Here is a 21685-nt window from a genome sequence, read left to right on the forward strand (position 1 = left end):
CCGCCCCCGCCAGACAGAGAGCATTACGGGCAGAATGACCGCATCGCGCCCCATGGAAGGTGGCGCGACCTTCACATTCCAGCACCGCGTACGACGTCTTTGCTGGCAGGCGAGCTGGCTGGTGCTGGCAGCATGGACACCATCCTTCCTGTGGCGCTGGCGTGGCATGGTGCTGCGTGCCTTCGGCGCGAAGGTTCACAGGACGGCCATCGTGCGCGGCAGTGCACGCATCTGGTGGCCGGGCAATCTGACCATGGGAGCACACGCATCGCTGGGACCGGGCGCGCTTTGCTATAACGTGGCGCATGTGACGCTTGCGCCCTTCGCCATCGTCTCCCAGCGCGCGCATCTCTGCACTGCGGGCCACAATATCGATCAGGCGGAATTCCCGCTCACGGCGGCGCCCATACACATCGGGCCACATGGCTGGGTTGCAGCTGAAGCCTTCGTGGGACCGGGCGTCAGTATCGGTGAAGGCGCTGTTCTCGGAGCACGGGGAGTCAGCTTCCGCGATATGGACCCATGGATGGTTTATGCGGGCAATCCGGCCAAGCCGGTACGGCCACGGCGAAAGCCTTGATTGTCAGCTTGCGGGAACGGACCGGAGCGCCTTGCGCCTTGCAACGGCGTCGGTCTTCTGTGACTGAAAGCTTTGGTAGGCTGCAATCGTCTGATGCGCAATGCGAGGCCAGGTGTAGTTATCCCGGACGAGCTTGGCTCCGGCCGCACCCATTCGCGCGGCGCGATCGGGGTCTTCGAGAATCCGTTCAAGCGCCGAAGCCACAGCCATCGGGTCGAGCGGGCAGACCACACCGGCACCGGCCTCGGCAACTTCCGGAAAATGACACCCATCCGTAATCGCCACCGGCACACCGCAGGCAAGGGCCTCGGTTATGGCAACGCTGAAACCTTCCTGACGGCTCGGCAGACAAAAACAGGCCGATTGTTTCAGGGCAGCGATCTTGGCCGGACCGTAAAGCCCGCCGGTCACATGAACGCGCGCCTCAAGTCCATAGTGACGAATACGCTCACGAAACTCGTCTTCCGCTCCGCCATCCGGCCCTGCGACCACCAGATCCACATCGGGAAACAAGGAAGCAACGCGGCGAAAGGCATCGGCCAATATATCAAGCCCTTTCTTGTAGTGAAGCCGCGACAGAAACAGAACATAAGGCCGCTTCGGCAAACCGATGTCAGCGGTTTCGCCGCCCTCGACTTCGTTGAGGAAGATGCCGTTCGGGATAATCATCGACGGCGGTTTCAGACCAAGAGGTCGCATCAGCTCGATTTCGTCTGCATTAAGAGCGTGAATGAAGGCTGCACCGTCGAGCATCCGACGAAAGCCGAGCGTCATCGCGAATTTCTTCTTCCACGCGCTCTGCCGCATGCTCCATATATCGAGCATGCCGCAGCAACATATGCAGTAAGGCACACCATAGCGACGACAGAACATCGAAGCGCGCAGCAGATTGGTCTCCCATACGCCATGCAGATGCACGAAATCCGCGAGGCGCAGCAGTGGCTGCATCGCCTTCGCGGCAGCTCCTCCGAACAACGTTTCCCGCAGATCTGGCATCGGCAGAAGAAGCGTGCGCACCTTGTCAAAACCGGGAATGGTTGCGGTCGCCCTGATGGCGCGTCTGTTCACCTCGTCATCGCTATAGCTTATGATTGTCACCTCGTGGCCAAGAGTAGCCTGCGCTGCCGCCAGCCTTACCACGACGGCCTGTGGCCCCCCCTTGGCAGGATCGAAGGAACCGATGACGTGGACGATGTTCATGGCGTCTTCTCCTGAAAGATTGCTGAAGCCAGCCGCTCGCCATAACGCGATAAGGTATAATCAGCCGCGCGTTCACGCGCGTTTTCCCCCATCCGTTCCAGCATAGTCGGGTTCCCTGCCAGTTCCCGCAGGATTTCCACCGTTTCCCTGACGTCGCGGATCGGTACGATATACCCATCGATTCCGTGGCGTACGACACTGCCTGTATTTTCGGTACAAATCACAGGCAGCCCGGCGGCCAGTGCTTCATAAACGGAGATTGCCGACCCTTCGCAGAGTGATGGCAGCAGAAAGACATCCGCCCATTCAAACTGCTTGCGCATCTCACTGCGTGGAATGGGGCCCGTCAATTCTACAGAGACAGCAAGTTTGGCCTGCGCTTCGGGCAATAACTCCAAAGGACCGACCATCCGAAACTCCACCTCTCCCGCCAGCAATCGGGAAACCCCGCCGACATAGGGCGAACCTTTGCGTAAGCCGACGGCGCCCACCGTCAGCACACGCAATTTACCCGGAGCTCGCGGCTTCCGTTCAAACTGGAAGCGTGTATCAACCCCGGTCGGAACCATGACGATCTTTTCCGGTGCGCAACCTTCTTCAATCACGTGACGGGCGACAAAGGGCGACGGGCACACGACCACATCGGCCAATTGCCATTCGGCGCGTTCACGCTCGGCAAAAGCCTCGGAGTATCCATCACTCTCGACCGGCAATTGCCAGCCCGGATTCAACAATTCCTCTTCATAACCAAGCTGGTCTACGATGGTGCGCGGTGCGATGACCTGATCAACCGCCGTCCAAAGGCCCATTTTTCGTGCGGCCGACAGCACTTCCACAGCTTCGCCGCTGAAGGCATAGATACCGCCAGCGCCGTGAAAGCCACTTTCGGCAACCAGCCTGCCGAATGTTTCGCCGGCCCATATCGCATTGGCCGTGGATTTCGGCCCCGTCTGGTTGGCCAGTCTGCGCACTGCAGAATGCAGTCCGAAGCCGGGAAAAGTCGTCATTTGTTCGAGCGGAATTCCCTGTGGCTTGCGTCCGATCAATCTGCGTACAGAGGATGGAAGCGCATTCGGCGGCAAGCTGTTGAGAAAACGCGGCCACCCCTGAAAAGCACATATATCCGTATAGAAATGCGCCAGTTTCTGATTGTTCGCAAAAATCCGCGGAACCGCGTAGTGCCGACGCGCACCCAGCTGGCTGACGACAACCGATCCATCCATCACATTTCCCTCGGCTGGAACTGTCGGTCGAGAACCGGCATGGCCGCCGGGACCATTTTCTCCTCAAGGCGCGAGATGGCGGATTGCCAGACGGCTGCACCATATTCCCGCGAATAGGCCGTCTCCATCAGATAGCGCGCATTGTTGCCCATCGACATGCGGCCGACGGGCGAATGGCGCAGATGAAGGATCGCATCGACCAGCGCATCGACATTGCCCGGTCTCAGCGCCATGCCACACTGAAAGTCACGGACAATCGAACCGATTTCACCTTCCGTATCGCCGATAAAGATTGTCGGGCGGGCGGCGGCAAGCACGCCATAGAACTTGCTGGGCACAATGCAATGTTCCAGCTCCGGCTTCAGGGAGACGAGATGCACATTGGCCGCACCGAGGCTTTCGGAAAGCTTCTCCACGGGCTGGAACGGTTTCATCATCACATTGGTCAGGCCGCGCCGTTTGACCTCGCTTTCGACGAAACCGCGCTGCTGCCCCTCGCCAATCATCAGAAAGACTATACTTTTCATATGTTTGAGCCGTTCGGCAGCGTCGAGAACTGTCTTGAACTCATGCGCGCGCCCGAAATTGCCCGAGTATCCGACGACGAATTTTCGACCAAGCCCCCAAGCACGGCGCAAAGGATTTTGCGCCGGTTCCACCGGAACAATTTCATTGCGGTCCGCCCAGTGGTGAACCACGCTCAGGCTCTCCGCCGGAATGTCCCGCGTCGAAAGATATTGCGCCATGCGTTCTATCGGACAAATGGTCAGCGCGGACTGGCGCATCGACCAGTTACGCAGGATCAAGGCGAGCTTGCCGGAAATGGTGTCGGACTTGATGAGACCGAGTTCCATCGCAGTTTCAGGGAAAAGATCCATCACCCAGTTGACCAACTTTGCCCGACGCATACGGACTGGGAGTGCTGCCGAAACAGATAAAAGCGGCGGATCGGTGCAGACGACGCAGACATCGTCCTTTCTGGCATTGGAAGCGAACCAGGCTGCGGCGGACAAATGAAAGGTCGCATAATCGACCGCGCGCCCGACAAGCTTTCCCCGACCGAATCCCGAGGTCCATATGCGGTGTACATCCACGCCGTCGATCGTTTCGCGCGCGGGCAAAACGTCCTTTCGATTGTCGTGATAGCTGCGGCTTGCCAGCACCGTGGTTTCAATGCCTTCTCGCACAAGTGTATGGGCAAGGCTCGTCACCATTCGGCTCGTCGCCGACTGGTCCGGGTAAAAGTAACGATTGGCAAGCACCACACGCATGATTTCGCTTCCTATTGTTCGATCCCGTTAGAACGAGCATCGCAATAGCGCGGCGGATACCGCAAGAAACACAAAGGCATGGCCCGTACCGACAGCGGGCGAACCGCCTACCTCTTTGGGTGAAACCGGCCATACCGGACGCGCTTCAGACCTCATCCGAAGAGGGATGTTCCGGCTCGCAATTGCCGTTTTGGAGCCGTTCTGCCTGCGTGGGAAATCGCTAACATGGTTCCATCAAATTTCTGATTGGAGGCAGGGTCTTGCAGGAGAAAACAGCTCTCATCGTCGGTGTGACCGGACAGGATGGCGCTTATCTGAGCGAACTTCTGCTCAAAAAGGGTTATCGCGTCCATGGTCTGAAACGGCGGTCTTCGTCGTTCAACACAGCGCGCATCGATCATCTCTATCAGGACCCGCATGAGGAGGACATTCGCTTCCGCCTGCATTTCGGAGACCTGACGGATGCTACCAATCTGTGCCGTGTCATACAGGAAGTGCGGCCCGACGAGATTTATAATCTGGGCGCGCAGAGCCATGTGCAGGTGAGTTTTGAAACGCCTGAATATACGGCGAATGCCGATGCGCTCGGCACGCTGCGGCTGCTTGAATCCATGCGCATCCTGGGGCTCGGCAAGACATGCCGCTTCTACCAGGCTTCCACATCCGAACTCTTCGGCAACAGCTCGCCCCATGCGCAGAACGAACAGACGCCATTCGCGCCGCGCAGCCCCTATGCGACGGCAAAGCTCTACGCCTACTGGACGACGGTGAATTATCGCGACGCTTACGGCTTTCATGCTTCCAACGGCATTCTGTTCAATCATGAAAGCCCGCTTCGCGGCGAAACCTTCGTCACCCGCAAGATCACACGAGCCGTCGCCGCCATTGAACGTGGCCTTCAGGATAGGCTTCGGCTCGGTAATCTCGATGCCCGCCGTGACTGGGGCCATGCCCGTGACTATGTCGAGGGCATGTGGCGCATCCTGCAGGAAGATACCGCCGACGACTACGTTCTGGCGACCGGCGAAACGCATACGGTGCGGGAGTTTGTCGAACATGCATTCAAGGCGGTAGACAAGGAGATCGAATGGCACGGCGACGGCGTGGAAGAAATCGGCCGCGACCGGAAATCCGGCAATTGCCTGATTGAAATTGATCCGCGCTATTTCCGTCCAAACGAGGTCGACTTCCTGCTCGGCGACGCATCCAAGGCGAAAACGCGCCTCGGCTGGCAGCATACGACCGGCTTCGACAATCTCGTCACCGAGATGGTCGATTGGGATTTGCGCAATATCATGCGGGAGGTTGGACGCAATGACTTCTATGGCTGAAACCGCACCCACCCCACTCTATTCGCTCGAAGGCAAAAAGATATTTATTGCCGGACATACAGGCATGGTCGGTTCGGCCATACTGCGACGCTTGCAGGGCACGGATTGTGACATCATCACAGCACCACACAGCACCCTCGATCTGACCCGACAGGGAACGACTGAGAATTTCATTAGCGGCCGCAAGCCGGATGTCATCATCATCGCTGCCGCCCGCGTCGGCGGCATTCTGGCCAATTCGCAGTACCCGGCGGATTTTCTCTACGACAATCTCGCCATCGGCATGAATCTCATCCGCGCCGCCCAGCAGAACGGCGTCGAGCGCCTGTTGTGGCTCGGTTCAAGCTGCATCTATCCACGCGACGCCGCACAGCCACTCACCGAAGATGCGCTTCTGACCGGCCCGCTGGAACCGACCAACGAAGCCTATGCCATCGCCAAGATCGCCGGGCTGAAATATGCGCAAGCCTGCTCACGGCAGTATGGCAATCATTTCATGACGGCTATGCCGACCAATCTTTACGGCCCAAACGACAATTTTGACCCCAATAGCTCGCATGTCCTGCCGGCACTCATCCGGCGCATTCACGAGGCCAAGGTGAGAGGAATGGATCATGTGACGCTCTGGGGCACAGGCAAGCCCTTGCGGGAATTCCTGCATGTGGACGACCTTGCAGATGCATGCCTGCACATGCTGCGCTTTTATGACGGCATCGATCCCATGAATATCGGAACGGGTGAGGAGATTTCAATCAAGGACCTGGCGCTGACCGTCGCCCGCGTTGTCGGGTACGAAGGTCGCTTTGAACATGATCTCAGCAAACCGGACGGCACTCCACGCAAACTCCTCGACACATCGCGGATGCGGGCGCTCGGCTGGAAACCGCTAATTCGTCTGGAGGACGGCCTGCGTAAAGTCTATCGCGATTGGTTGGAGGAAACCGCCGATCCTGTCGCCGCTTGAAGCCCCCGGAAAAGCGTGTTCCGCTTTTCCGATCAAGCCGCGACGTTTCACTCTTACATTGTCAATCCTGGACAAGTCTCCTCAGCATCCCTCATGCTGAGGAGACGCGCAGTCCTTTCCTGACTTTTGGAGAGCCTAAACCTATGACGGCGAGCCGCCGCCAATCTTGCTCATATCAAGCTCGACGCGCAGGATGTCACCCGGTTTGATTTCCGTACGCTCATTGGCAACGATATCCTGAAAGTTGCCATTGACGTTACGGCTGATCGAGAAGACCAGTTTCTGGCGCAGCGTGGCTGAGGAGATATCGCCGGAAGACTTGGCAATTTCAGCCATGGCCTGCAGTTGGGCATTGCTGCGGCGTTCCATGCGGGCCATGTTGAGGTCGATGTCCTGCAAGCTGGTGGCCGCATCGCTTCGGCGGATCTCCTCCAGATTGGCTATGCGCTGCTGCACGGCAAGCTGGTTCTGCTTCGCCCGAGCGAGAAACGACCCCTGTTCCAGCGCGGCGCGCCGGGTAGCCGACAAATCCCGCTCCAGATCGCGAAGACTGGACTTTGCCGCAAGGCCGCGATCCACCAGCGACTTGCTGGAATCCACATTCTCTTGCAGCAGCGCGATTTCGGTGTCATGCAGCTTGATGCTCTGCTGCAAGGTCTGGATTTCATCGCCATAGCTTGCAACCTGTGCCTCAAGCGCCCGGCGCTCGGAAGCAAGATTGTTGCGGCGAACATCGAACAATGTCTTCTCGCCATCAAGCATGTGTTGCTGCAGGACTGCTGTTTCCTTGGTCGCAGGCGTTTGTTCCGGTAGAGTATAGGTAAAATCCGTGCCGTTCAGTTCGGCCTCGAAACGCGCACGCTTGATCGCCATTGCGGTAATTTGCAGCTGCAGATCGGTATATTCCTGCTGAGCAGCGATCAGCTGCACGCCTGCAGTGACCGCCGGAGACTCGGCCTTTCCTACCCCGCCGCCGAGCGCCGTTAGCTCAAGCGCCACCATGCCGGGCCGAAACTGGTATTTTCCAGGCGCCCTTACATCACCGACGACAAATACCGGCGCATACTGATTGACCGTTGCAGTGACCGTCAAACCCGGAATGTGCTGGGATAGCGATCCTGCAATCTTCTCGCTGATCTCATTTGTGGTCAGCCCGTTTACCGGGATATTGCCCACGACCGGATAGCCAATATTGCCATCCACATCGACGGGATAAAGCCCTGTGAGGGACGGCTGCCCGTAGACAGTTACCTGAAGCACGTCGTTGGCACCCACACGATAGGCCTGCCCATCCGCAAGCGCTCCTAAAGTCCCGCCGATCAGAATAAGACTGGAAAGCACCGTTGCGCGGAGATATCTGCCACGATTGCTGAACACTTTGCTTGACATGATCTGTGCCCCTTTAGAGCGCATCCCGAAAAGTGTGAAACCGTTTTCGGAAAAGATGCGTGGTTCAAAACAAAGGATTAGAGCGCCGATCTGATCCAATCAGATCGAAGCGCGCTCTAGGCCTGCTCTTGTACGCTGTCCGCCGCCGGTTTCCGTCGTCGCGAGAAGAAGGTCTTCATGCGCCGTGTTGCGCTCTGCAATCCCAATCCGCAAAGCGCGACTGGAAGCGCTATCCAGTTGGGATAAGACGAAGAATTATGGTTCACGACCGCGAGTGCAGGCTTCCGTCCGAAAGATGCCATCGTCTGGATCAGCGCATTGGTCGCGTTCTGGTCCTGACGGTCGGACGGCACGACGAGAAGCGCCGTATCGGTTGCCCGTGACAGGAGAACCGACCGCTTGTCCTCCATGACTGCCGGGAGGTCCACGAGGATGATCTTGTGATCGGCGCGCAACTGGGCGATCAGATCAGCCAGCCAGTCTCCCTCGCGCATCTGCCTGTTGGGCTTGATGATGTCTATCCCCGAACCGTGATCGTGCACGAGCGTCGCGCCGGTAAGCGGACGTCCGGTGGACACAACACCGTAATCGTTATGCGGTAGACCGAAAGCCTCCGACAGACCCGACCGCTTGTTCGTCGCGTCGATGACCGCAACCGTTATGCCTGTCGCGGCGATCTGTTGTGCAAGCGCGGTAATCAGCAGGGTCTTTCCTTCACCGTCGGACAGGGACACGACGGAAAGCGCTAGTGAATCCCGACCGCGTGTCAGCGCCCGCAGACGATCATGCACGGATTTGATTGCGCGGCCGAAAGGACTCGCCGGATCGAGACCGCGATTGACGAGAAGCGGCACCGTCAGTTGTGGCGAAACCGGCAGCAGCGTTGCCGCCGGAATGCCGGGCAGCACCAGAGACGCCGTCTGCGCAGGCCTGATCTTGTCGAATGTCTCCTTCAGCATGGTGCCGGCAAGCGCAACCAGACCGCCGAGCCCCAGCCCCAGAAGCAGCCAGTTTGCGAGGTTCGGGCTGGCCTTGGCCATTGCCGGTTCCGCAGGTGAGATCATCTGCGCTTCTGGTGCGGCGATACCATCCTGCTCGATCAGCTGCTTGTAACGCGTCAGATAGCTTTCATAGACGGTGCGGCTGGCATTGGCTTCGCGGTCGAGTTGCACGGCCTTGACCTGGGCCTGATTGGCTTCGGCGAGGTCAGCTTCCGCATTCCTCAACGCATCTTCCAGCCCGCTGCGCCGCTGGCGCGCTATCTGGATTTCATTGCCGAGGCTCTTGATGATTTCTCCGACCTGACTTGAAATCTGCTGCTTCAGTGCTTCCCGTTCAGCCTTCAGCACCGGAATTTCGGCACTTTTCAGAGCACCGTTCGACTGCAATTCGTCAAGCTGACGCTCGACGCGCGCCTCCTCGTTGCGCAAGGCCTGGATCGCAGGCGAAGCCAGAACTTCGGCCAGAGCAGGTGCTTCATTATTGTTTTTCAGTTCTTCTGCGGTGCGCAACCGCGCTTCTGCCAGCGAAACCGCTCCCGTCGCGGCAACAATCTCGTTGTTCAGAGCCGCCACACGCTGTGCCTGGAAGCTGATCTGTCCCTGCTCACCTGCAAGCCGTGACTTCTGGCGGAATTCTTCCGCCGCACGCTCGGCGCCTTCAAGATCGCTGCGCAAAGTCCCAAGCTTCTCGCCGAGCCATTCGCTGATACGCCGCGTGGCCGACTGTTGCACATCGATCTGGTGATCGAGATAGGCCGTGGCAAAAGCATTGGCGACCTGAGCTGCATAGGCCCGATCAGAAGCGCGATACGAAATGAAGATGGTGTAGGACCGGCCGTCATTCGTAACCCGCAGCCGTGAAAGAAGAAGATCGATCTGCTGGCGTTCACGCATGGCCGGATCGATATCGCGTCCGCCTTTTTCCTGCTCTCCGGCATCGGAAGCGGACGACAATACCGTACGCGAACGAAATGCCGTTGGCACGACGATGTTCTCCGCGTGCAGAATGTCGATGACCTTGCGCGCCATCATGCGTGAGTTGATGATGTCCAGTTCCGAACGCAGAACCGGGCTGTCCTGCGGCAGAGGCGTGATCGCGCTTTCATTGGGAAGCGCCTGTAATCGCCGCATATCCAGCACCAGCACGGACTCCGACACATAACTGACCGGCGCAGTAAGATAGCCTGCAAAGCCGACAGCCACGCCTGCAAGCACCGGCACGATCAGCATCATTTTTCTACGTTTTATAGTGTCGAGCAGATCAGCCACCGGCTGCCGCCCGTTTCCTGCTGAAACGTCGGAGATAATCACCAAAATTCTCCTTCACGGAAGAGTTCAACCCACCCACTGGGTGCCGCCCGCTAGAGCATAATCCGACCGGAGCGAAGCGAAGATCGATAAGATTATGCTTATAATATAAGCAGTTATGGTGTCGATCTGATCCAACCGGAATGAAATTCGCTCTAACGCCAGCCAAGTCCTACTGCAAATCGGAAAACGATGTTTCCGACGGAAACATCTCGTTGATAATGCAGGCCACCTCGGTTCGGTTGGACGCCTTCAGCTTCTTCATGATGTTGCGGATATGAACCTTCACAGTGCTTTCACGCAGCTTCAGTTCATAGGCGATGATCTTGTTCGCCTTGCCCCGGCGCAGCGCATTGACCACTTCGGCCTGACGCTGGGTGAACATTCCGCCGAGAGGCTGCAGTCGCTGCGAATTTGGATCTGTTGCGTGACGGAGAGCAAGCACGCTGCTGGCCGGAACGAAGGTTCCACCTGCCATCGCAAGACGCAATGCTTCAACGCAGACATTCACATTGACCGATGTCGGGATATATCCCTTCACGCCATGGTCGAGCGCTTTGAGAACCTGAGAGATTTCTTCCTTGTCCGCCAAAAGAATGACAGGCGCCGGAGCGCAATCGGTGACGATGCGATTGAGATAATTTCCGACAGCCGGGTCCGAGACCTTCTGACCGCCGATATTGAAGAGCACTGCGCCCGCCGTGCGGCCCCTACGCTGATGCTGCCACTGTTCGAACGAGCTGAATGTGGCGATCGACATTTCGATACTGTGGTTCGTCAGTCCATGTGCGAGGCATTCGCGATCCAACGCACGGTTGTCTATAATGACCAGTAGCGGCAACATGCTGTCGTTCGGCTGTTCAGGCTTGAAAGAGGCATCCTTCGATGCAACGAAGCCGTTATTCTTTAACTCACTCGTCCTGTTACTGAATTGTGGAGAAATGTTCATTTGATCGCCCTCTAGTTTGACTTATGCGCACGACCCCATTGTTTGCACATCACAATCAAGTAAGCGCATCCTCTGCCTGTTCTATTTATCTTCATGAGATTTAGACAAAACCCCGGAAGCAATTCTTGTTTTTGTTCTTAATTTGACGAAAAGACTGCCCCAAAATTCTTTTAGTGTCATTAACCTAGATTAATGGCTTCAGCAGAATATGGTTTAGGCGAAGCGAAGATATATACCCAATTAGTGGTAGAAATTACTACCTTGCCAAAACAAATGCCCTCGCTGAAACTCATCACAGACCCAGCCTCTCCGGGACGAGCAGGGAAAACGAAACGCGGGGACGTCAGACTTACAACGCATCTTCTCCTTTACTGGGCAAAACAGCAGGTAGGCTATATGGTGGTAAATGCCGACGACGCTAAAACGCTGCGCCATTTTCTGGAGAGCGCACCCATTGGTGCGGTCTTCGACGAAAGCGATCTCAGCGTGCTCGGCGCCCTGCCAATTTCCTCAAAAAGCTATGCCTCGCATACAGTAGTCAGCAGCCAGGGAGACTGGGCCAACTCGGTTCATATTATAAAGAGCGGCTGGGGTTGCATCTATCGCGACCTTCCTGATGGCGACCGCCAGATTCTGGACTTTCCCATGAAAGGCGATTTTCTGGGTTTCCGAACCGGGCTGGGTTTCAACTACTACACCCTGATTTCGGTTACGGAACTCTCGGTACTCGAGATTTCCCTCGACCACCTCACCGAAAGCCTGCTCAAATCGCCGCGCCTTGCCATGACATTCATGGAACTCATGGCACGACAGCGGGCAATATTGATCGAACATCTCATCAGTATTGGTCGCCGCAGTGCGCTTGTACGAATTGCGCATCTTCTGCTCGAACTCGGTCACAGGGCCCGGATCAATGGAACGGGTGACGAAAACAGCTTTTTCTGTCCGTTGACACAGAGCGAACTCGCAGATGCGCTCGGGCTCACCCCGATCCATATCAATCGAATGCTGCGCGAACTGCGCGAGGACGACCTTCTGGTTTTCCGCAACAATGAGGTCGAGTTTCTCAACCGATCGGCGCTCGTTCATATCTCAAGCTTTGACGAGCACTACCTGACCATGGAAATCTTCCCGCGTGTTCGGATCAGCCGGTGAGTGACAGGTCCACGGGTTGAGGATTTCCGACATACGCAAATTCATTCTTCAACAGTTCGTCATTGGCGATGGACTGGAATAGTTGCTCCCTTCATCCTAGATTCAGGGCACATATCAAGGGAGCGCAAAAAATGACCTACAGCAAGACCCCGGAAGCGATTGCGAAGCTCACGCCGGAGCAATACCGCGTCACGCAGGAAAGCGGCACCGAGCGCCCCGGAACCGGCGAATATCTCTATAACAAGGAGCCGGGTATCTATGTTGATATCGTCTCCGGTGAACCACTTTTCGCTTCCGCCGACAAGTATGAGTCCCATTGCGGATGGCCCAGCTTCACCAAGCCGATTGAACCCTCGAATGTTGCGGAACTGAACGATATCTCGCATGGCATGGTGCGTACGGAAGTGCGTTCGACGCATGGCGATAGCCATCTGGGACATGTCTTCCCCGACGGCCCGGTAGATCGCGGCGGCCTTCGCTATTGCATCAATTCGGCATCGCTGCGTTTCGTTCCGAAAGACCGGATGGAAGCGGAGGGATATGGCCAGTATCTTGATCAGGTCGAAGATATCGGCTGAACCGACAAGTAGGGCCCGGACCGGTTTCGGGCCTGAATGTTCTCTGGAGATAGAGGCAGTTTTGGCAGAAGAAACCCGACAGGCTGTTCGCATTCTCAACCCTGAAAATGTCGCGCCCCCGATAGCTGCCTATTCGCATCTGGCGATCATACCTACCGGTGCAGAGCTTCTGGTCATCGCCGGTCAAGTCGGTATGGGTCGCGATCGCACGATTCCTGAAGAACCCGAAAAACAATATGAATGGGCGCTGCGCAACATCGTGGACATCCTTGCCAGTCAAGGTCTCACGGCGGCGAGCCTTATCAAGCTCAACATTTTTCTGGTGGACCGGCTCGACCCGGAACACGCCAAAAACATCCGCACCACAATTCTGGGCAGTAGCCTTCCGCCGACAACTCTCGTTTATGTCGCCGGATTGGCACGACCGGAGTTGAAGGTCGAAATCGAGGGCATGGCCGCGCGAAGTATTTGAAATAAAATACATGCGGTATGAAAACAATTTGGGTTCAAATTAATTGATCCACAGCCATTCCCAAGGGTAATAAAGTAAGACTTCTTTCTGTCGCATTGATCACTAATCTGATCCGGCGCACCGCTTCGGCGGAATCAGGCAAATGCGCAGCCTCGGTATGATTATGCTATCACCACACATACCGAGGCTTTCCGGGGCTTTGGGCCGATATATGCGCCTTGAACCGCCCCATTCCGGATCATTCCCCTGTACGAATAGGCAAATCGTCCGATAAAGCGGTTGCATTAAGCGCATGATTTCTATTGCAAATAGCGATAGATTATATTCAATATACTGTCCGACTACTACGAGACGACGGATTTCGATCACGCAACATTTTGGGAGGCGGCTTGGACAGCGCTGTTGGAGCCTACCGGATTTATTCCGAGAAGGAGTGCGCGGAAGCACCCGCACTCGACTGGCCCTATGTTTGCGCGCTGCACCTGCTTCGGAAACCCGTAGAAAGCGCCATTTCCGAGTTTCTTGCCTTCGTCGGCAATGCTTCGCAAGCTGACCGGTCCTGGATGATCGAGTATGCGCCCGATCTTTTGCGGTTCCGAAACACCCATGAGTGGTGCAACGGCGATACCATGGCCTATATTTCCGAACTTCAGGAAGCTCCCACCACATTGATTGCATGGTTGCACCGTTATCTGACCGAAGGACAGGCCGTTGCCGTCCACGATGTCAGAGGTTTGCCACGTACCGCACGCTCCATTCAGGCAGAGTTCCTGCGTCAGGGAAATCAGAGCATCCTGAGCATACCGGTCTTTTACCAGGACCGGCTGCGGGGAATTATCGGCTTCGATACAACCAAGGGCACAAGACGCTGGTCACGCGCGGAAATCAAAGCCATGTTTCACTGCGCCAGCCTGATCGCGCAGGCGAAATATTCCATACCAGATAATGAGCCTGTTTCAGATGAAGAGCCGGACCCCACATCGCTAATCTACGTCAGCAAACGCGGGGTAATGCGCGGGATTTCCCCGGAGGAAATCATTGGGGTCCGTTCGGCAGGCAATTACAGCGAAATCTGGCTCAGCGACGGTTCCATGGTTCTCGATTCCCGACCGCTTGGCATATGGGCAGGCATTCTTCCGGCAAGCGTCTTTTTTCGTATTCACCGCACCACATTCATAAACGTCCTGCACGTCTCGGACATAGACAGAAGTATGCTCGACAAATGGCTGGTCAGGATGCGCGGCATCGATCAGTCATGGCCTGTCTCACGGTCCTATCGAAAGGCACTACGCGAGCGCCTGGGCTTCTAGCCTTTATTTCACCTTATTTTTGTCCGTCCGTCGCCACAAAATTCCGTGTGAAATGCGAAAGTTTTTCTCACATAAATGCCATTTAAGCGTCGAACAGGATCAAATCCTGGTTTTGCCTTAATTTAAAATCAGCTGCTCAATGCAGGTCGAGATGTGCTTTGAGCGGCGTGTCGTCATGCACCGGAACAGTCTGTCTTTCGATCATGCGATGGACGAGCGGCGGCTTGTCTCCCTTGTGCAAGGCAAGCAGCCGTTCCGACACTTCGGCGTCGGCCTGAGTCCGGCGCTGGTTGTGACGGACATACTCAACCCAGGTCGGCACATGATAACTTTCCGTCCAGGTTTCCGGGTTCTCCAGATCGCGCAGCAGCACCCATTGCCGGGCACCGTCGCGGATACGCATACGGCGGCGCAAGGCCATGGCGGAAAGGAACGACGGAACATCTTCCTGTGCGATCTTGTAATCGACCATGATCATGATCGGACCACTACGCGAACGCAGATCCAGCCGAAGCTGCGGCTCGCTGAAACGGTTGAGCGGATCAAGATTGAGGGATTCAAACTCGGGCTGCGGAAGGAGGAGACCAATCAGCGCTCCGAACATCAATACGACCGCGGCGGCCAGAAGCGCGCCCGGCACGCCATATTCGTCAGCGACCGCACCCCAAAGCCAGCTACCCGCCGCCATCCCGCCAAAGGTTGCGGTCTGATAAAGTGCCAGAGCACGCCCCACCACCCAGCGCGGCGTGGAAAGCTGCACGGTGACGTTGAACAGCGACAGCGCAAGAACCCAGGAAACACCGGCAGGCAGCAGGAAAATACAGCTCAGCCACATGTTCCGGCTGATCGACAGCAAGGCGCAGCTGATTGCAAAGGCGACAAAAGCACCACGCACCAGCCACTCATTGCCGAGAAGCTCACGAAGCCGCGCGCTGAGCAACGCGCCGCCAATAGCGCCAAGTCCGAAGAAACCCAGCATGATACCGTAGATAAGCGCTGTTCCGTGGACGAGATCGCGCGCGACGAGCGGCAAAAGCGCCAGAATGACAATCGCGGACAGGCCGAACAGAAAGCCCCGGAACATCACTTTCAGGAGGTTCGGCGACATGGCGACATAACGCAGCCCCGCCACCATGGCCGGTCCCAGCGTTTCACGCGGCAGGGTGGATTTGACCGTTTCCGGCTTCCACCGCCACAGCGCCAGAATGAGCGCGCAATAGCTGAACGCATTGAAAATGAAGGCAAAAGCAGCACCCGCCGCCGCAACGATGATACCGCCGATGGCAGGACCGATGCTGCGCATGAGATTAAAGCTCATGCTGTTGAGCGCCACGGCTGCGGGCAGATCGGTGCGGGGAACGATATCCCCCATCGAAGCCTGCCAGGACGGATTGTGCAACGCCCCGCCGCAACCGATCAGGAAGGTGAAGCTGAGCAGCATCCACGGCGTGAGAATGCCAAGATAGGCAAAAGCCGCCAGCGCGACCGAAATGATCAGGAGCAAAACCTGCGCGGTCAGCATGATGCGGCGGCGGTCGAAATTATCGGCCAATGCGCCTGCAGCAACTGAAAAGATCATCACAGGCAGGGTTGTCGAAGCCTGCACAAGTGCAACCATATCGTCCGAATGGGCGATGGTTGCCATCATCCAGCCAGCACCGACCGTCTGCACCAGACCGCCAAGGTTGGAAACCAATGTAGCTGACCAGAGCGCCCGAAATGTTTTGTATTGGAAAGGCGCAAGGGGGGAAATTCTCTGCGGCACCGGACGACCTCCCGTTCCATCTGCCTAATTAAGCGGATACGTGAATCTCTCCCTAGGGACAAGGGGTTAAAACCGTCGGCGCACGAGAATGATGATTGACTCCGCCTTTTCATTAGGTAGACTGGTCTACCTAATAGATGGAACAAATGTGATGAGCGATCCCGCGGCTCCAAGTTCAAGACCGGCACGCGAGCGGCTTTTAGCAGCGGCGGCGGAACTGTTTTACGACGAAGGCATTTCGGCGACCGGGATCGACGCGATCATCCAGCGTGCGGGCGTGGCAAAGCAGAGCCTCTACAACAACTTCGCATCCAAGGCGGAACTGGTGGCCACCTATCTGGAGCATCGTCATGCCGAATGGCTGGGCCTCTATGAAAAGCGCATGGAAAAGGCATCCACCCCGATGAACGGGATACTGGCGGTCTTCGACGCTTATCGCGACCACGCGGAGTTTGCCTATGAACATGGATTTCGCGGTTGCGGCCTGCTGAATGCGGCAGCAGAGCTGCCCGCTGGCGATCCGGGCCGCGAGGCGGTGAGAAAACACAAGGAAGAGGTCGAAGGCCTGCTTGTGACACATCTCACCGGCCTGATCCCCGACGATCCGCCTCGGGTCAGCCAACTGGCCGTGCAGCTCTCCTTCATTCTCGAAGGAGCGATCATGCGGGCTGGCCTTGAAGGCAACAGTGCGCGTCTTGGCGAAGCCAAGGCGATGGTCGCGACCATTTTGAAACCAGTATAAAATGCAATCATCGAAAAGCTATCTTCTGGGAGTGACGGCCATCATCGTCGCTTCCACCATCTGGGGCACGACCGGCACCGCCGCAACCTTCGCGCCCGAGGTCGGCGCGGCTGCGATCGGCGCTGCGGCCATGGGCCTTGGCGGACTGGCGCAAGCCGCAATCGCCTGGCGCGGGCTGATTGCCTCGCGAAAGGCACTTGCCGATCGATGGCGCATCCTCATACTGGGCGCGGTCTGCGTCGCGATTTATCCCCTTGCCTTCTGTGGGTCCATGCGGATGGCTGGCGTAACCATCGGAACGGTCATTTCGCTCGGTTCCGCCCCGCTTCTGTCAGCATGCATCGAGTATCGGCAAAGCGGCTTTCGCCCTTCTTTGCGCTGGCTGGCAGGTGCCACGGTCGGCATTGTCGGCATGGTCCTGCTCAGCATGTCGGAGGACGGCGGCGGCCATGCTGCGTCTGCAGAAGGCTCCACGCTCATGGGCGCACTGGTCGGGTTGGTGGCAGGCTTCACTTATGCGCTTTATTCCTCATGCGCGCGCCAGCTCATGCAGGGCGGCATATCATCGACAACTGCAATGGGCGCGACGTTCGGCATAGGCGGTCTTCTGCTGATGCCGGTTCTGATCGCAACCGGTGGGCCGTTTCTCGCCTCATGGAACAATGCGGCTGTGGGTCTATACATGGCCTTCGTGCCAATGTTCCTCGGCTATGTCTGTTTCGGCTACGGGTTGAGCCGTGTTGAAACAAGCGTGGCGACGACGATCACGCTGTTCGAACCGGTTGTCGCCGCGTTTTTCGCGGTGGTGATTGTCGGCGAGCGCCTTTCCGCCCTCGGCTGGTTTGGTGTTCTTCTGGTCGTCATCTGCCTTATCTGCATCACCATACCAACCCGCAGTCAAAAGACTCAGATGAAAGTCCTTGAGCCGTCAACCTGATGCGCCTTTTCACATTTACGCGCATCTTGTCCGAAAACCGTTTCACACTTTTAGGGACGCGCTTTTTAACCAGGCTTTGACGGCATCGACCGATTCCGGATGGCGCGGCTTTCGAAGGGAAACCGCATAGAAATCTGCGCCCACCCGCAACTCTGTGGCCAGCGGCTGAACGAGGCTGCCTGCGGCAACTTCCTTCTCCACGAAGAAACGGCTTGCCAGTGCCAGCCCCTGCCCGGCAATCGCCGCGTCGATGGCAAGTGACGTCTGGTTGAAGCGAATATTCTTTGGCGAAGTCGACACGCCGCCCGGAAAAGCCTTTTCCAGATAGCGCGGCCAGAAATTATGCCCATCGTGCAGCAGCGGATAGTGCTCCAGATTTTCCGGCATCACCGGATCGCCAAGCCTTTCGACCAGCACCGGGCTTGCAACGGCGACGATCACATGCTCGAAAAGCAGCTCCGCATTCAGCCCCGGACCGAAAGGCGGCTCGCCGTAACGCACCGCCAGATCGACGGCATCGGTCTGGAAATTTGCGACCTTGTCGCTGGCGACAATGCGCAATTCTATATCAGGATGTGCACGCGTGAACTCCGCCAATCGCGGGATCAGCCATTTCGATGCGAAGGTTGGCGTCACGCTGATCGTCAGATGCTGCGGTTCAGGCCGCAGCATTTCGGTCGCCTCCGAAAGCAGGTCGAACGCGCGCCGCACATTGGCAATATATGCACGGGCCGGTTCGGTCATGACCAGCGTACGGGGTTGGCGTTCGAAGAGTTTCAGTCCAAGCTCTGCTTCAAGCCCGCGTATCTGTTGGGCCACCGCCGCCTGCGTCACGCCAAGTTCTTCCGCCGCCAGCCGGAAATTCAAATGCCGCGTGACGACTTCAAACACACGCAGACCGTTGAGCGAGGGAAGTCTTTTCATAAATCGAACTCGATAGATTTTCTACTGATTGGTGTTACGCATTCTCGTTCGTAAGGATAGTGGATTTCCGCTATAACGTCAAAAAATGGCCGTCGATAGTTGCCGCCTGGCGCAACACTCTGAAAAAAGGAACGCATCATGACAATAGAAAAAGTAGCGATTGTAACGGCCGGCGGAAGCGGCATGGGCGCCGCCGCCGCGCGCAGACTGGCGCAGGACGGTTTCAAGGTTGCAATCCTCTCATCCTCCGGCAAGGGCGAAGCACTGGCCGAGGAACTGGGCGGCATCGGCATCACCGGTTCGAACCAGTCGAATGACGATCTGAAGCGCCTTGTGGACGCGGTTCTGGCAAAATGGGGCCGTATCGACGTGCTGGTGAACAGCGCAGGCCACGGCCCGCGCGCGCCGATTCTCGAAATCACCGATGAAGACTGGCACAAGGGGATGGATACCTATTTCCTGAATGCGGTTCGCCCGTCCCGTCTCGTTGTGCCGACGATGCAGAAGCAGAAGTCGGGCGTCATTATCAATATCTCGACCGCATGGGCATTCGAGCCGAGCGCCATGTTCCCGACTTCGGCGGTGTTCCGCGCAGGGCTAGCCTCTTTCACCAAGATTTTCGCCGACACCTATGCAGCCGATAATATCCGCATGAACAATGTTCTTCCGGGCTGGATCGACAGCCTGCCGAAGGTGGAAGAGCGCCGGGCAAGTGTTCCGATGCAGCGCTATGGCACGAGCGAGGAAATTGCCGCGACGATCGCCTTCCTCGCATCGGATGGCGCCGCCTATATCACGGGCCAGAACCTGCGCGTGGATGGCGGCCTGACCCGCGCAGTTTAAACTATGACTCGACGGTGAGCCGCCGCATGGCGGCAGCCGTTTCCTCATTGGCAGGGAAGAAGGTTTCGATCACCACTTCCGACAGCGTGATATCGACGGCGGTGCCGAATACCGTCGTCGCGCTCAAAAACTCCAGCGGGCCTTCGCGGCTATCAATCCTGAGCGGAATGGCGACCGGATTATCGGTGACAGTTCCCCCGCCCGAAGAGGCCGCGCGCGGAGGGACCGGATAAGATTTCAACTCATCGAGAAGTGCTGCCAGCCGCGGATCGGCGGAGTTGTCCGCATCGCGGGCAAGGCGCGCAAGAATATGGCTGCGCCATTGCCGGAAATTCAGGATGCGCGGCGCCAGCCCTTCCGGGTGCAGGCTGAGGCGAAGTGCATTCACCTCCCCCTGCAGAAGATGGTCTGCCACGCCCTCGGTCAGAACACCTACCGCCTTGTTCGCCAAAAGCAGGGTCCAATGCCTGTCGATAGCAAGGGCGGGATGCGGGTTGTGTCCGTGCAGCAGGGCTTCGATCACGCTTCGCGCAGCGGCAAATTCCGGCGCTTCCAACCCTCGCTCGCCATGAACCGGGGCATATCCGGCGGCGACCAGCATCCGGTTGCGCTCCCGCAGCGGTACGTTCAGATGCTCGACCAGACGCAGAACCATGTCGCGGCTTGGCGCCGAACGCCCGGATTCCAGAAAACTCAGATGACGCTGCGAAATCTCGGCCTCCATCGCCAAGGAGAGCTGGCTGAAACGGCGAAGCTGCCGCCATTCCCTGAGAAGCGACCCGACTGTCTGTTGTGTTTCGGTCATAAGCAGTCCGATCCCTCCGACAATTTTTTCTGCGCGTCACGGCTGGCAGATGCATTCTGGAATGCGCCGCAAAATTCATAGCAACAATTACCTCTCACGTAATCGACCCCATAACGCAACAGCGCAAATATGCAGCCAGCCCGAAGAACGGGACGCCAAAATGAAAGGTCGATAGGATGAAAACCGCACAAACCGTATTTGCTCTCAAGCCACTTGTCGCCATCGACGCCATCACCTGCGCCGCGATGGGTGTCGCCCTTGTCGCAGCCTCAGCACCGATGGGCGAACTGACTGGAATTCCAGCGTCGTTGCTTTACTGGGCAGGCGTACTGCTGCTGCCGACAGCGGCCTTCATGGCCTGGGTATCGCAGAGCGCAAGTCCACCGGCATGGGCGGTGAACTTCATCATTCTCGGCAATGGCGCATGGGTAGCAGCCAGCCTTTTCCTGCCTGTTGCGGGGATGATTATCCCCAATCTGTTAGGCTGGATCTTTCTCGTTGGTCAGGCGGCGGCAGTGACAGCGCTTACCGGGTTCGAGGTTCGCGCCTCCCGTACGCTTCAAGCTGCATTCTGATCGAACGGAGATGCCAAATGACCGCTTATGCAATCGCACAGCTTCGCAATGTCAGGGTCAATCAAGGAATTGTCGATTATCTGAAAGCCATCGATGGAACTCTGGCGCCCTTCGACGGACACTTCATCATTCACGGTGGACCGAAGGATGAACTGGAAGGCCTATCGCCGAACGATCTGATCGTCATCGCTTTTCCAGATCTCACGACGGCGCGCAACTGGTATGCCTCGCCCGCCTATCAGGCGATTATCGAATGCCGCAGGCAAGGATCGGAAGGAGAGGTGTTTCTGATCGACGGCGTCGATAAAGATCACCGCGCCGCCGATATTCTATGACCAAACCAACCCGGCGACGGCATGAAAA

Annotated in this window: 21 protein-coding genes; 12 read left to right on the forward strand and 9 right to left on the reverse strand. The window is 57.3% G+C overall.

Annotation, left to right across the window (positions count from 1 at the left end):
- Positions 1-34 precede the first annotated feature (34 nt).
- Complete coding sequence (locus tag HWX93_RS01750; RefSeq protein ID WP_176036362.1) at positions 35-580, forward strand: putative colanic acid biosynthesis acetyltransferase; 546 nt, start codon at positions 35-37, stop codon at positions 578-580.
- A 3-nt stretch (positions 581-583) separates the two neighbouring features.
- Here HWX93_RS01750 and HWX93_RS01755 read toward each other — a convergent pair whose 3' ends face one another.
- The 3 genes from HWX93_RS01755 to HWX93_RS01765 are packed head-to-tail and all read right to left on the reverse strand — an operon-like array spanning position 584 to position 4274.
- The gene (locus tag HWX93_RS01755; protein WP_176036270.1) at positions 584-1780 is read right to left on the reverse strand and encodes a glycosyltransferase; all 1197 of its coding nucleotides are present in this window, start codon (positions 1778-1780) and stop codon (positions 584-586) included.
- On the reverse strand, positions 1777-3003 hold the full coding sequence (locus tag HWX93_RS01760) for a glycosyltransferase family 4 protein (protein WP_176036271.1): 1227 nt from the start codon (positions 3001-3003) through the stop codon (positions 1777-1779). The genes HWX93_RS01755 and HWX93_RS01760 overlap by 4 nt, the downstream gene beginning before the upstream one ends.
- Positions 3003-4274 carry a glycosyltransferase family 4 protein gene (locus HWX93_RS01765; RefSeq protein ID WP_176036272.1) on the reverse strand — a complete coding sequence of 424 codons (1272 nt, stop codon included), beginning with the start codon at positions 4272-4274 and terminating at the stop codon, positions 3003-3005. Before HWX93_RS01765 ends, HWX93_RS01760 begins: the two co-directional genes overlap by 1 nt.
- A 260-nt stretch (positions 4275-4534) precedes the next feature.
- Between HWX93_RS01765 and gmd the strand changes: the two genes are divergently transcribed.
- On the forward strand, positions 4535-5605 hold the full coding sequence (gmd, locus tag HWX93_RS01770; protein WP_104754392.1) for a GDP-mannose 4,6-dehydratase: 1071 nt from the start codon (positions 4535-4537) through the stop codon (positions 5603-5605).
- Complete coding sequence (locus tag HWX93_RS01775; protein ID WP_176036273.1) at positions 5589-6569, forward strand: GDP-L-fucose synthase family protein; 981 nt, start codon at positions 5589-5591, stop codon at positions 6567-6569. The genes gmd and HWX93_RS01775 overlap by 17 nt, the downstream gene beginning before the upstream one ends.
- Before the next feature lie 141 nt (positions 6570-6710).
- On the opposite strand, the gene HWX93_RS01780 is transcribed toward HWX93_RS01775, so the two are convergent.
- From HWX93_RS01780 to HWX93_RS01790, 3 genes are all read right to left on the reverse strand, one after another.
- The gene (locus tag HWX93_RS01780; RefSeq protein WP_109987552.1) at positions 6711-7958 is read right to left on the reverse strand and encodes a polysaccharide biosynthesis/export family protein; all 1248 of its coding nucleotides are present in this window, start codon (positions 7956-7958) and stop codon (positions 6711-6713) included.
- Between the two features lie 116 nt (positions 7959-8074).
- Positions 8075-10270 (reverse strand): GumC family protein, encoded by a 2196-nt coding sequence (locus HWX93_RS01785; protein WP_176036274.1) that lies wholly within the window; start codon positions 10268-10270, stop codon positions 8075-8077.
- Positions 10271-10439: 169 nt separating this feature from the next.
- The gene (locus tag HWX93_RS01790; RefSeq protein ID WP_419190606.1) at positions 10440-11111 is read right to left on the reverse strand and encodes a LuxR C-terminal-related transcriptional regulator; all 672 of its coding nucleotides are present in this window, start codon (positions 11109-11111) and stop codon (positions 10440-10442) included.
- A 501-nt stretch (positions 11112-11612) separates the two neighbouring features.
- On the opposite strand from HWX93_RS01790, the gene HWX93_RS01795 reads away from it, so the two are divergent.
- The 4 genes from HWX93_RS01795 to HWX93_RS01810 all read left to right on the forward strand — a co-directional run bounded on the left by HWX93_RS01795 (position 11613) and on the right by HWX93_RS01810 (position 14731).
- On the forward strand, positions 11613-12371 hold the full coding sequence (locus HWX93_RS01795; RefSeq protein ID WP_109987445.1) for a Crp/Fnr family transcriptional regulator: 759 nt from the start codon (positions 11613-11615) through the stop codon (positions 12369-12371).
- A gap of 131 nt (positions 12372-12502) precedes the next feature.
- Positions 12503-12949, forward strand: coding sequence for a peptide-methionine (R)-S-oxide reductase MsrB (gene msrB, locus HWX93_RS01800; RefSeq protein WP_176036276.1), 447 nt, complete (start codon positions 12503-12505; stop codon positions 12947-12949).
- A gap of 61 nt (positions 12950-13010) precedes the next feature.
- Positions 13011-13421 (forward strand): RidA family protein, encoded by a 411-nt coding sequence (locus HWX93_RS01805; protein WP_176036277.1) that lies wholly within the window; start codon positions 13011-13013, stop codon positions 13419-13421.
- Positions 13422-13810: 389 nt separating this feature from the next.
- Positions 13811-14731, forward strand: coding sequence for a LytTR family transcriptional regulator DNA-binding domain-containing protein (locus HWX93_RS01810; protein ID WP_176036278.1), 921 nt, complete (start codon positions 13811-13813; stop codon positions 14729-14731).
- 136 nt (positions 14732-14867) lie between these two features.
- Here the strand turns inward: HWX93_RS01810 and HWX93_RS01815 are convergent, their stop codons facing one another.
- Positions 14868-16496: an MFS transporter gene (locus HWX93_RS01815; RefSeq protein WP_176036279.1), complete on the reverse strand. Its 1629-nt coding sequence runs from the start codon at positions 16494-16496 to the stop codon at positions 14868-14870.
- Positions 16497-16647: 151 nt separating this feature from the next.
- Here HWX93_RS01815 and HWX93_RS01820 point away from each other — a divergent pair, with 151 nt between their 5' ends.
- Both HWX93_RS01820 and HWX93_RS01825 read left to right on the forward strand, forming a co-directional pair.
- Positions 16648-17238 carry a TetR/AcrR family transcriptional regulator gene (locus HWX93_RS01820; protein ID WP_176036280.1) on the forward strand — a complete coding sequence of 197 codons (591 nt, stop codon included), beginning with the start codon at positions 16648-16650 and terminating at the stop codon, positions 17236-17238.
- Position 17239: 1 nt separating this feature from the next.
- Complete coding sequence (locus HWX93_RS01825; RefSeq protein ID WP_176036281.1) at positions 17240-18175, forward strand: DMT family transporter; 936 nt, start codon at positions 17240-17242, stop codon at positions 18173-18175.
- Positions 18176-18217: 42 nt separating this feature from the next.
- On the opposite strand, the gene HWX93_RS01830 is transcribed toward HWX93_RS01825, so the two are convergent.
- Positions 18218-19099, reverse strand: a complete 882-nt coding sequence (locus HWX93_RS01830) for a LysR substrate-binding domain-containing protein (protein ID WP_176036282.1) — start codon at positions 19097-19099, stop codon at positions 18218-18220.
- Positions 19100-19237: 138 nt separating this feature from the next.
- On the opposite strand from HWX93_RS01830, the gene HWX93_RS01835 reads away from it, so the two are divergent.
- Positions 19238-19942, forward strand: coding sequence for an SDR family oxidoreductase (locus HWX93_RS01835; RefSeq protein WP_109987453.1), 705 nt, complete (start codon positions 19238-19240; stop codon positions 19940-19942).
- 1 nt (position 19943) lies between these two features.
- Here HWX93_RS01835 and HWX93_RS01840 read toward each other — a convergent pair whose 3' ends face one another.
- Positions 19944-20747, reverse strand: a complete 804-nt coding sequence (locus HWX93_RS01840) for a helix-turn-helix domain-containing protein (RefSeq protein WP_176036283.1) — start codon at positions 20745-20747, stop codon at positions 19944-19946.
- Positions 20748-20923: 176 nt separating this feature from the next.
- Here HWX93_RS01840 and HWX93_RS01845 point away from each other — a divergent pair, with 176 nt between their 5' ends.
- Entirely contained in the window at positions 20924-21322 is a 399-nt protein-coding gene (locus tag HWX93_RS01845) for a hypothetical protein (RefSeq protein WP_176036284.1), read from the forward strand.
- A gap of 17 nt (positions 21323-21339) precedes the next feature.
- Positions 21340-21657 (forward strand): DUF1330 domain-containing protein, encoded by a 318-nt coding sequence (locus HWX93_RS01850; protein ID WP_176036285.1) that lies wholly within the window; start codon positions 21340-21342, stop codon positions 21655-21657.
- Positions 21658-21685 lie beyond the last annotated feature (28 nt).

It is taken from the genome of Brucella tritici (genome assembly GCF_902825325.1).
Lineage (GTDB): Bacteria > Pseudomonadota > Alphaproteobacteria > Rhizobiales > Rhizobiaceae > Brucella.

Coding starts and splice junctions, on each gene's coding strand:
- HWX93_RS01750 (WP_176036362.1), top strand. CDS start 35: ATGACCGCATCGCGCCCCATGGAAGGTGGCGCGACCTTCACATTCCAG.
- HWX93_RS01755 (WP_176036270.1), bottom strand. CDS start 1,780: ATGAACATCGTCCACGTCATCGGTTCCTTCGATCCTGCCAAGGGGGGG.
- HWX93_RS01760 (WP_176036271.1), bottom strand. CDS start 3,003: ATGGATGGATCGGTTGTCGTCAGCCAGCTGGGTGCGCGTCGGCACTAC.
- HWX93_RS01765 (WP_176036272.1), bottom strand. CDS start 4,274: ATGCGTGTGGTGCTTGCCAATCGTTACTTTTACCCGGACCAGTCGGCG.
- HWX93_RS01775 (WP_176036273.1), top strand. CDS start 5,589: ATGACTTCTATGGCTGAAACCGCACCCACCCCACTCTATTCGCTCGAA.
- HWX93_RS01780 (WP_109987552.1), bottom strand. CDS start 7,958: ATGTCAAGCAAAGTGTTCAGCAATCGTGGCAGATATCTCCGCGCAACG.
- HWX93_RS01790 (WP_419190606.1), bottom strand. CDS start 11,111: ATGTTGCCGCTACTGGTCATTATAGACAACCGTGCGTTGGATCGCGAA.
- HWX93_RS01795 (WP_109987445.1), top strand. CDS start 11,613: ATGGTGGTAAATGCCGACGACGCTAAAACGCTGCGCCATTTTCTGGAG.
- msrB (WP_176036276.1), top strand. CDS start 12,503: ATGACCTACAGCAAGACCCCGGAAGCGATTGCGAAGCTCACGCCGGAG.
- HWX93_RS01820 (WP_176036280.1), top strand. CDS start 16,648: ATGAGCGATCCCGCGGCTCCAAGTTCAAGACCGGCACGCGAGCGGCTT.
- HWX93_RS01825 (WP_176036281.1), top strand. CDS start 17,240: ATGCAATCATCGAAAAGCTATCTTCTGGGAGTGACGGCCATCATCGTC.
- HWX93_RS01830 (WP_176036282.1), bottom strand. CDS start 19,099: ATGAAAAGACTTCCCTCGCTCAACGGTCTGCGTGTGTTTGAAGTCGTC.
- HWX93_RS01835 (WP_109987453.1), top strand. CDS start 19,238: ATGACAATAGAAAAAGTAGCGATTGTAACGGCCGGCGGAAGCGGCATG.
- HWX93_RS01840 (WP_176036283.1), bottom strand. CDS start 20,747: ATGACCGAAACACAACAGACAGTCGGGTCGCTTCTCAGGGAATGGCGG.
- HWX93_RS01845 (WP_176036284.1), top strand. CDS start 20,924: ATGAAAACCGCACAAACCGTATTTGCTCTCAAGCCACTTGTCGCCATC.
- HWX93_RS01850 (WP_176036285.1), top strand. CDS start 21,340: ATGACCGCTTATGCAATCGCACAGCTTCGCAATGTCAGGGTCAATCAA.